This is a genomic window from Paenibacillus sp. HGF5 (assembly GCF_000204455.1).
In the GTDB taxonomy this organism is placed as follows: Bacteria; Bacillota; Bacilli; order Paenibacillales; family Paenibacillaceae; genus Paenibacillus_AQ; species Paenibacillus_AQ lautus_A.
The window spans coordinates 1-8,073 of the sequence record NZ_AEXS01000114.1; the positions used below are offsets into that span (position 1 = coordinate 1).

Here is an 8,073-nt window from a genome sequence, read left to right on the forward strand (position 1 = left end):
TTCCGGCCCCATGTATAAAAACAAACCCCAGTTCTTCCTTCATCATTTTTTGTTGTTTAGTCATGCATATTCCCCTTCCATAATGTACCTTTGTTCCAAGGATTCAATGGAACCCTTGCTGCTTGAGAACATCATATCCTTTAAATAAGACAAATGTTGTCTTATTTAGAGAATAAGATAAAATAAATAATGAAGAATGGGGGGGTCATTTATGCAGAAATCGCAGCGCCTGATTCAATTAATGATGATGATCAATGCAAAAAAGTCGTTTACCGTAAGAGAGCTGGCCGACGAATTCGGACTCTCCGTCCGAACGATATCAAGAGATCTGGATGAGCTGAGCGGGCTCGGCGTCCCCATTTACTCTGTGCAAGGACGAGGCGGCGGCTACAGATTGCTGCAGGAACGTATGCTGCCACCGATCAGTTTCACGGAAAGCGAAGCGATTGCCATCTTTTTTGCCTGCCAATCCCTGAGCTACTTCAGTACGCTGCCCTTTGGTGAAGGAGCCGCCACGGCACTCCATAAGTTCTATCATTACCTGCCGGCAGATATTAAGGAGCAGATCGACCGTCTTAAGGATCGCGTCATGATTCACAGCCCGTTCCGTCCGATGTCGGCCGATATTTTACAAACGTTAATGCAAGCCGTCATGGTCCGGCAAGCGGTCACGATCTCCTATCGTTCTTCCGCCGGAAGCAGCCAGCGGCATATCCAGCCGATCGGGCTGTATGCAAGCTCGGGGTACTGGTATTGTCCCGCCTACTGCTTTACGCAAGAGGACATCAGGCAATTCAGGGTTGACCGGATGACGGCGGCCAGCCCCAATGAATCCTTATCGATCCGTGAAGATATCGCAAGCCAAACGCTGCAGGACATGCCCGGGATTGGGGATGTCGAGATGAAGTTTTTTGAGGTAGAATTAACTTCCAAAGGGGTTTGGCTGCTCGAGACGGATACACGACTCGGTTCCCATATCCATAGGAACACGGACGGCAGCGGGGTCGTTCGGCTTGAAATACCGGCAACCGACGTCAACTTTTATTCGGACTATGTATGGCGTCTCGGAGAGGAGGCTGTCATCACCTCCCCAGCCGAAGCAGTTCAATGGACCCGGGAGAAAATTGAATCCATGAGGCTAAGGTATACATAAGGACAACTCAATCCCAGTTGGGAGAAATGAAGGAGAGAATATGCATGACTTCACAAGTGGATCGCTTAATTGAGCGGATAACGGAAGAGCTTCGCGGGGTACCCGGCGTTACAGGAGTCGTTCTCGGGGGATCCAGGGCCAAAGGAACCGCCAGACCGGATTCCGATATCGATATCGGCATTTATTATGATGAAGCCCAAGGATTCAGGGTGGAGGACATCGCCAAAATCGCGAAGAAATTAGATGACGAGCATCGGGACGGGATTATCACTTCATTGGGCGAATGGGGAGCCTGGGTTAACGGAGGCGGCTGGTTAGTGATCGAGGGGTATCATGTGGATTTCTTATTCCGGGATGTGCACCGCGTGTCCGGCATCATCGACGACTGTTCAGGAGGTAAGGTGTCCGCGCATTACCAAACCGGACATCCGCATGCTTATCTGAATGTCATGTATATGGGGGAAATTGCGATCTGCCGTATATTGTGGGACTCGGATAACCGCATACAGACTCTGAAAGCCAAAACGGCTCCCTATCCGAAGCCACTGCAGGATGCGATGATCGGCTATTTCACTTTCGAGGCATCCTTCTCTTTGATGTTGGCGAGTAAAACGGCTTCCAGCGATGACGTCACGTATGTTACAGGTCACTGCTTCCGCTCCATTTCGTGCTTGAACCAGGTGCTCTTTGCCAAAAATGAAATGTACTGTATCAATGAGAAGCGTGCGGTGGCCATGATCGAGACCTTCTTCCGCAAGCCGGCGAATTACAAGGAACGCCTGGACCAAGTGATCACGCTGCTCTCATCGGATACAGAAAAAACAAAACAAGCCACTGCGCTGCTTCAGGACCTTATAGCCGAAACGGAGGCTTTGTAGCGCGCACGGCCCTCATTTCTTATTCATCCATTTGTAAGACACACGGTCTGCAAACCGCGGAAACAGCTGATACAGCCTTATGCCAAAGGAGGCCAGTCTCGGAAGATTCAGTTCTTCCTTGCGTTTATGAACCAGCTTTACAACCTGATCCGCAACATAATCCGCCTTCATCATGAACCAGCTTACATTCTTGACATACCCGCCGGTCGGATCGGCCAAGGAAAAGAACGGAGTATCAATCGGTCCGGGATTTACGGTCGATACGGTTATGCCCGTGTTCCGCAGCTCCTGCCGGAGTGAATTGCTGAACCCTAGCACGGCATGCTTGGTAGCCGAATAGGCGGTGGATTTGGCCGTTCCGATCTTCCCCGCCATGGATGCAATGTTGACGATTTGGCCGTCCCCTTGCTTCAGCATGCCCGGCAGCACCGCTTGCGTACAGCGTACAATGCCCATATAGTTGACGTCCATCATATCCTGAAACTCTTCCTGTGGCATGTCCATAATACTTTCAAACTTGCCGTATCCGGCGTTGTTAATCAGCACATCGATTCTGCCGTGTCGCTGAAATACGGCCTCCATGACAGACGACACCTGCTCAGAGTTCTGAACATCCATGGTTGCCAGCTCGTGGGGACCGGATAAACGCGCACCCACCTCCTGCAGACGATCGGCCGAACGGGCGCACAGAACAACGTAAGCTCCCTGAGCGGAGAGCTTCTCCGCGATCAAGGCACCGATTCCGCTGGATGCTCCCGTAACAACTACAACTTTATGATTCAGCATGATTTCATTATCCCTTTCCTCACCGGCGCAGCCCTCCATTCTAAAATATCCAGAGAGCAGCTTTACGCACGGACTTGGGTTCATTACTCCTATTTTATGAAATCATGACTTGAATATCCAGCTCTCCGATTCCTTCCATTCGAAGCGGAATACAAAGCGCCTTCTTCTGAATAAGACTGGAGGTGCTATCCGACTTCATTACCTTGGGAGGTGTGATATCCACGCTGACGCCCTGGTTCGATAAAATGGTGCTGGCATTGCCGCTGATCATGTTGCCGAGCTCTGAAATCGCGCTTTGCCCCATCTCATCCATTTCGGTAATGACATAGCCGCCCATCATCACCGATACCATCTGCAGCGCTACCTGCTCCTGAATTCCAAATACAATGTCACCGTTCATTTGGCCTGTCATGCCGATTTGGATCCAGATATGATTCTCCATATATCCGATCTCTTTGACCCCAAGATTCCCCGTGGAGGGTGAAACCTGTATGACTTGTTCGATAACGTGTCGTGCGGACTCTAAAAAAGGATTGATGACTTCCGCTTTCATTCCTCATTACGCCCCTTTCACTGGGTTGTTGGTCAGGGTCCCAAAGTCCCACCTATATATTTAAACATTATAATGGATACCTTGTAATAAATCATCACAAAATAGCGACAGCCCTCATTCCGACCACGGTCTTACCATGTCAGCTATCGCTTGAAACGCTTTAGTACGAAGATATTCCTTTCGCTTAAACGGGCCTTAGGTCTTACCTTTTTTCTATGTCTACTTTACTATTATCGGATGGTTTCCCCATCTTTTAATAATAATTAAAATGAAAATAAAAATGTTTTTCATCTTTTTCGGCCGAAAACCATCCGGTTTGCTCCCTTCGTTGCTCCACCGGGGAGAATAACCTATAATTTAAAACATACAGGTTGCACGCGATAGATGAGCGGAAGAATAAATCAAGAAGGAGGAAGGCTATGAACATCAGCCAATTGGAAACGCTTATTACCATCTCCAAAACGATGAGCTTTCGCAAAGCGGGAGAGCTTCTTAATCTGACACAACCGGCGGTATCCGCCCAGATCAAGAGCTTGGAGGAAGAATTTAAAACGGTGCTGGTGGACCGGAGCCAGCCCGTGACGTTAACGGACCGGGGCCAGGTCTTCGTGGACCATGCCGAGCAGATCCTCGGCATCGTGGATGAGCTGAAGCAGCGGCTGTCGGACCTTGATCAAACCCCCCAGGGTCATATCCAGCTGGGCACAACCACTTCCATAGCGATTCAGATCCTGCCGCGGGTACTTTCCTACTTCCAGGATCAATTCCCTCACATAAAAACAACCATTCAATCCATGGCCTCTTCCCAAATCTACCACAGCGTGGAGAACGGACTCATCGACATCGGGATCGGCTATCTGATCGAGCGCAATCCCAACTTAAGCACATCCGTTCTGTATTACGATACCTTTGAGCTGGTCGTATCACCCCAGCATCCGCTGGCCAAGCTTTCCACGGCCAACATGGATGTGCTGGCCGGAACCCCCCTTATTCTGCTAACGCGCGACACCGTCGGCCGCCGCTTCGCCGATGAAGTCATGAAGAAGCACGGCGTCGATCCTCAGGTGGTCATGGAACTGTCCAGCAGCGAAGAAATCAAGCGGATGGTCGAGATCAATCTGGGCGCAGCGATCATATCGAAGCAATCCGTCGCGACGGAGCTGCGCAACGGCACCCTGCAGATCGTTCCCCTAAGCGAGCTTGAAGTCAGCCACCCTGTCGGCGTAATCTATAAGAGCGGGCGTTATGTCAGCTCGGCCATGCGCCAATTCCTTAGCGACCTGAAGGGCATGCCCGAGACCCAATTCATCAGCAGTGAATAATGCGGGCCGCCCCTTAGAACCATAACCAATCAATCGACATGAAGGAGGTCAATATGAAATTCGATCTGCATACCCATCACTTTCGCTGCGGCCACGCCGACGGCAATATCCGGGATTACATCGAGGCTGCGATCGCGGCAGATTTAAAGGTCATCGGGATCTCCGACCATACGCCATACTTCGGAAGCCCGGAAGAGCAGCCCTTCCCGGCCATTTCCATGGCAAAAGCGGACTTTGCGGCATACGTGCAAGAGGTTCTGGACTTAAAACGGGAATATGAGGGGAAAATCAAGGTCCTGCTGGGCATCGAATCCGATTATTTCCCGAACCATGCCCAGATTTACCAGCAGGCGTTATCGGCCTATCCCTTTGACTACATCATCGGCTCCATCCATCACGTCAGGGATGTCAGCATCTTCAACAAGAACCGCTGGAAGAAGCTGACGCCTCAGCAGCAGGTTGCGGATAAAGAGGAATACTTCAATCTGATCCGCCAATCCGCCAGAAGCGGAATGTTCCAGATCATTGCCCATATGGATGCGATGAAGGGCAATTATCCGCTGTTCTCCGAGATCAAAGCCGATGAAGCGATCGAGGAAACGCTGAAAGTCATTGCGGAATCGGGCCTCGCCATCGAAATCAACACGTCCGGCAAAACCAAGCTGTGCGGCGGCTGGTATCCGTCGAACGCCATATTGGAAGTAGCACACCATCACGGCGTCGAGGTCACCTTCGGCTCCGATGCCCACAAACCGTCCCGGGTCGGAGATGAATTTGACGAAGTGGCCAAGGTGCTTAAGGAAATCGGATACACGGAATGGGTCTATTTCGAACAAAAACAGAAGGTGCCCGTACCTCTTTAACGGGGTACTCCTTCTGTTTTTTCATTTATATCGCTATGTTAGCGGCAAAATAGGCAAAAAAAGTGGACCCGTTACCGGGTCCGAAACATAATATATATTCTCAAAAGGGGGTCATGTGATAAGTTTAACCCGCGGCTGTTAGAGTTTGATAACAGGTATATTTCAATTGTGTAACAAATTCCAAGTGATCCTTTCATCTTGAACTTTTCAGATTACATATACCGCTTGCGCTTAAACCATGGACCGCAATGTAAGCACGGTAAGCTCCGGCTTGCATAGAAAACGAAAAGGCAGATGCGTCGTGCCGATTCCCCTGTTTACATAGAGCTGCATGCTTCGGGAACCTATAGTGTACAGGCCCTGCACGTAACGTTTGGCTCCAGGCGGCGTGATCACCTCGCCCATCCAAGGCAGGCGGATCTGTCCTCCGTGGCTGTGTCCGGATAGCTGAAGATGAAAGGGATAGGCTGCCGCAGTATCTGCATAATCCGGCTCGTGCATCAGCAGCAGCTTGAACATGCCTTCGGGCAGATCCCGAATGGCAGCTTCCGGATCCGGCGTTCCCCAGATGCCATCGTCCAAACCCGCAACGGCGAAGACGGCACCCTCCCGCCTCAGCTTCACGGCGTCGTTTCGCAGCACTTGAAACCCGGCCTCCTCCTCCAGAGCAATCAATTTCTGAATGTCCCCGTAATCATGGTTGCCTAATATAGAGAATAAGCCTAGCGGGGCTTTCAGCTGAGCGAGCGGTTGTATCGCAGCCCTCATATCTTCCGCATTGCCGTCCACCATATCTCCCGTAAAACAGATCATGTCCGGTTTTTCATGATGAATGGCTTGCACCACACGGGCCGCGTTGTCCGCCCCTGCATGAAAGCCCAGGTGTAAATCGCTAAACTGGACGATCTTCATGCCATCAAAAGCCTTGGGCAGCGAAGGAAACGTTAGCGTGTGTCTCGTAATATCCAATTGACGAGGCTCCCATAACGACGCATAAGCTCCGCCCGCAAGGCCAGCTCCGGCCAAGACGGAAACGCCGATCTTCAGAAATCGGCGGCGCGACATCCTCTTCTGTTTAAGATCTCGCTTCGCCTCCCCGCCGGCTGTACCCTGGGGCATCTCCGAAGATAGATTTCTCATAGGGGGACATCCTCCTATATAATAATGAAAGAATTCAAGTATTAACGCTCTTATGTTTATTCATATACATGAAATAACAAGAGAAAGGGGTTTATATATGACTGTTAACGATTCGATCGCAGCTATAGTTTCGGCACAGCGGCATTTTTTTCATAAAGACATTACCAAGGAAGTGGATTTCCGTCTCCAGCAGCTGACCAAGCTGCGCCAAATCCTGATTGCCAGAGAGAACGATATCATGGAGGCGCTGCGCAAGGACCTGAACAAGAGTGAACAGGAAGCCTTCACGACCGAGATCGGAATCGTCTACAAGGAGCTCTCCTTTATCATAAAGAATTTGAAGCGCTGGGCCAAGCCGCACCGCGTCAAAACCGCGCTGACGCATGTGGGCAGCAAGGGAATGGTCTACCCGGAGCCCTATGGGACGGTTCTGATTATCGCCCCCTGGAATTATCCTTGGCAGCTGGCCATCTCCCCGCTGATCGGTGCCTTGGCCGCCGGGAACACGGCCATTGTGAAGCCCTCCGAACTGACGCCTAACGTATCCGGACTCATTACGGCCATCATGAAGGAGACGTTTGAGCCGGAATACGTGGTTTCTGTAGAGGGAGGACCCGAGGTTAGCACGAGCCTGCTGGAGCAGCCTTTGGATTATGTCTTTTTTACCGGCAGCACCCACGTCGGCAAAATCGTCATGGAAGCCGCCGCCAAGCAGCTGACACCGGTAACGCTGGAGCTCGGGGGCAAGAGCCCTTGCATCGTCCACGAGGATGCGCCCCTTGCCCTGGCGGCTTCGCGTATCGCATTCGGCAAGTTTACGAATGCAGGCCAAACGTGCGTCGCTCCCGATTATGTGCTTGTGCACAGCAAGGTGAAAGAGAAGTTCATCGCGCACCTGAAAGACGCCATCACTTCATTCTACGGCGAGACCCCGCTAACCAATCCCGATTATGGGCGCATCGTTTCGGAGAAGCATTTTGACCGGCTTTCCAAGTTTCTGGACAACGGAACCCTGCGCCACGGCGGGGGCACGTCACGGGATAAGCTGCTCATCGAGCCCGCCGTGCTTGACGATATCACCTGGGATATGCCGATCATGGAGGAAGAAATCTTCGGTCCGCTGTGTCCGATCCTGACTTATGAGGATCTGCACGAGGCGGTCCAAGCGATTCAAGCCCGTCCCAAGCCGCTCGCGCTTTACCTGTTTACCGAGAATGAAGATGTGCAGGATTACGTGCTCTCCTCGGTTTCTTTTGGCGGGGGATGCGTCAACGACACGCTGATGCACCTGGCAACCCCCTTCCTTCCGTTCGGAGGCGTCGGCGAGAGCGGGATCGGCTCGTATCACGGGGAATACAGCTTTCACACGTTCTCCCAT

At 51.5% G+C, this 8,073-nt stretch carries 8 protein-coding genes; 5 read left to right on the forward strand and 3 right to left on the reverse strand.

Annotation, left to right across the window (positions count from 1 at the left end):
* Window positions 1–211: 211 nt before the first annotated feature.
* Both HMPREF9412_RS17895 and HMPREF9412_RS17900 read left to right on the forward strand, forming a co-directional pair.
* Window positions 212–1,153: a helix-turn-helix transcriptional regulator gene (locus tag HMPREF9412_RS17895; protein WP_009593071.1), complete on the forward strand. Its 942-nt coding sequence runs from the start codon at window positions 212–214 to the stop codon at window positions 1,151–1,153.
* A gap of 44 nt (window positions 1,154–1,197) precedes the next feature.
* Window positions 1,198–2,031, forward strand: coding sequence for a nucleotidyltransferase domain-containing protein (locus HMPREF9412_RS17900; protein WP_009593068.1), 834 nt, complete (start codon window positions 1,198–1,200; stop codon window positions 2,029–2,031).
* Window positions 2,032–2,043: 12 nt separating this feature from the next.
* Here the strand turns inward: HMPREF9412_RS17900 and HMPREF9412_RS17905 are convergent, their stop codons facing one another.
* The gene (locus HMPREF9412_RS17905; protein ID WP_302621997.1) at window positions 2,044–2,817 is read right to left on the reverse strand and encodes an SDR family NAD(P)-dependent oxidoreductase; all 774 of its coding nucleotides are present in this window, start codon (window positions 2,815–2,817) and stop codon (window positions 2,044–2,046) included.
* Between the two features lie 94 nt (window positions 2,818–2,911).
* Entirely contained in the window at window positions 2,912–3,370 is a 459-nt protein-coding gene (locus HMPREF9412_RS17910) for a chemotaxis protein CheX (protein ID WP_009593072.1), read from the reverse strand.
* Window positions 3,371–3,789: 419 nt separating this feature from the next.
* On the opposite strand from HMPREF9412_RS17910, the gene HMPREF9412_RS17915 reads away from it, so the two are divergent.
* Window positions 3,790–4,692 (forward strand): LysR family transcriptional regulator, encoded by a 903-nt coding sequence (locus HMPREF9412_RS17915; protein WP_009593067.1) that lies wholly within the window; start codon window positions 3,790–3,792, stop codon window positions 4,690–4,692.
* Between the two features lie 53 nt (window positions 4,693–4,745).
* Complete coding sequence (locus HMPREF9412_RS17920; protein WP_009593069.1) at window positions 4,746–5,555, forward strand: histidinol-phosphatase; 810 nt, start codon at window positions 4,746–4,748, stop codon at window positions 5,553–5,555.
* A gap of 231 nt (window positions 5,556–5,786) precedes the next feature.
* Here HMPREF9412_RS17920 and HMPREF9412_RS17925 read toward each other — a convergent pair whose 3' ends face one another.
* The gene (locus HMPREF9412_RS17925; protein ID WP_009593073.1) at window positions 5,787–6,695 is read right to left on the reverse strand and encodes a metallophosphoesterase; all 909 of its coding nucleotides are present in this window, start codon (window positions 6,693–6,695) and stop codon (window positions 5,787–5,789) included.
* 97 nt (window positions 6,696–6,792) lie between these two features.
* Between HMPREF9412_RS17925 and HMPREF9412_RS17930 the strand changes: the two genes are divergently transcribed.
* Window positions 6,793–8,073: aldehyde dehydrogenase (locus HMPREF9412_RS17930; RefSeq protein ID WP_009593074.1), on the forward strand; the 1,281-nt coding region annotated here is incomplete at its 3' end.

Bases quoted from the DNA above. Each gene is read 5' to 3' on its own strand.
- HMPREF9412_RS17895 (WP_009593071.1), top strand. From the start codon at position 212: ATGCAGAAATCGCAGCGCCTGATTCAATTAATGATGATGATCAATGCA.
- HMPREF9412_RS17900 (WP_009593068.1), top strand. From the start codon at position 1,198: ATGACTTCACAAGTGGATCGCTTAATTGAGCGGATAACGGAAGAGCTT.
- HMPREF9412_RS17905 (WP_302621997.1), bottom strand. From the start codon at position 2,817: ATGCTGAATCATAAAGTTGTAGTTGTTACGGGAGCATCCAGCGGAATC.
- HMPREF9412_RS17910 (WP_009593072.1), bottom strand. From the start codon at position 3,370: ATGAAAGCGGAAGTCATCAATCCTTTTTTAGAGTCCGCACGACACGTT.
- HMPREF9412_RS17915 (WP_009593067.1), top strand. From the start codon at position 3,790: ATGAACATCAGCCAATTGGAAACGCTTATTACCATCTCCAAAACGATG.
- HMPREF9412_RS17920 (WP_009593069.1), top strand. From the start codon at position 4,746: ATGAAATTCGATCTGCATACCCATCACTTTCGCTGCGGCCACGCCGAC.
- HMPREF9412_RS17925 (WP_009593073.1), bottom strand. From the start codon at position 6,695: ATGAGAAATCTATCTTCGGAGATGCCCCAGGGTACAGCCGGCGGGGAG.